Source organism: Acidovorax sp. KPB24-07 (genome assembly GCF_057543315.1).
Window position 1 is genome coordinate 1 of the sequence record NZ_BAAJYS010000761.1, and the last position, 1,010, is coordinate 1,010.

General features: G+C 71.2%; 1 protein-coding gene. It reads right to left on the reverse strand.

Annotation, left to right across the window (positions count from 1 at the left end):
• Positions 1–45 precede the first annotated feature (45 nt).
• Positions 46–1,010 (reverse strand): ABC transporter substrate-binding protein (locus AC27IQ_RS25610; protein ID WP_487091314.1); only part of this gene is annotated, 965 nt, incomplete at its 5' end.

Sequence of the window (1,010 nt, forward strand, 5' to 3'; positions counted from 1 at the left end):
GGGGCTGCCACCGCCGCGGCGATCTGAGCGTGTGGCGCGCGGTGCTCAGGCGGCGGCGGGGTCCGCGCCCGCCAGCACCGGGCCGAAGCTGCGGTCCCACAGCGGCGCCACCTGGGCCTTGCCGTCGAGCACGCCCAGTTGCAGGAAGGCATCGGCCACGGACTGGTGGCCCTGCACCACGGCCTCGGTCACGGGGCGCAGGTCGTAGTCGGTACTGCGGTTGTTCCACAGCTCGATCAGATCGCCCACCGGCACCCGGGTTTCGGCGGCCTGGGCCCGCGCGTAGTCCAGGTAGTTGCCATTGGCCCACAGGTAGGCGCGGCGCAGCCGCTGCAGGTAGTCGGCCAATGCCGCATGGCGCAGCGGATCGGCCACCGCGCGGGGGTTGGCGTAGAGCGGAAAGTTGCCCGACAGGTAGCCCACCCCGGTCTTGAGCACCCGCGCGCCGTAGCGCAGCCGGGCGATCTGCCCGTTGTAGCCGTAGATGGCCCAGGCATCCAGGTCGCCCCGGTCGAAGGCCGACAGGCCATCGGACGGCGTGAGGCTGACCGGCGTGATGTCCGCGAACGACAGGCCCGCCTCGGCCAGCTGGCGGCTCAGAAAGTAATGCGAGGTGGTGGCCCGCACATAGCCCACGCGCTTGCCCTTCAGATCGGCGATGCGCTGGATGGGTGCATCCTTTCGGGCGAGCGTGACCTGGTTGTTCAAATCCTCGCGCGTCACGGCCACGAAGCGCACTTGGGCCTTCTGACGCGCCGCGAACAGCGCGGGAATCTCGCTGCCCGACCCCAGGTCCAGCGCATCGCCGTTGATGGCCTCGATGTGCAGCACGCCGTTGTTCAACTCGCGCCACTCGATGCGGTAGGGCGTGTTGGCCAGGCCGGCCGCGCTGATCAGTGGGCGCCACAGGCCCTTGTAGGTGCCGATGCGCAAGGTGACGCCGGACAGGTCGGGCCCCGCGGCCGATGGCCGCGCCAGGGCCGGCAGGCCCAGCGCGGCGGCGGCACCGG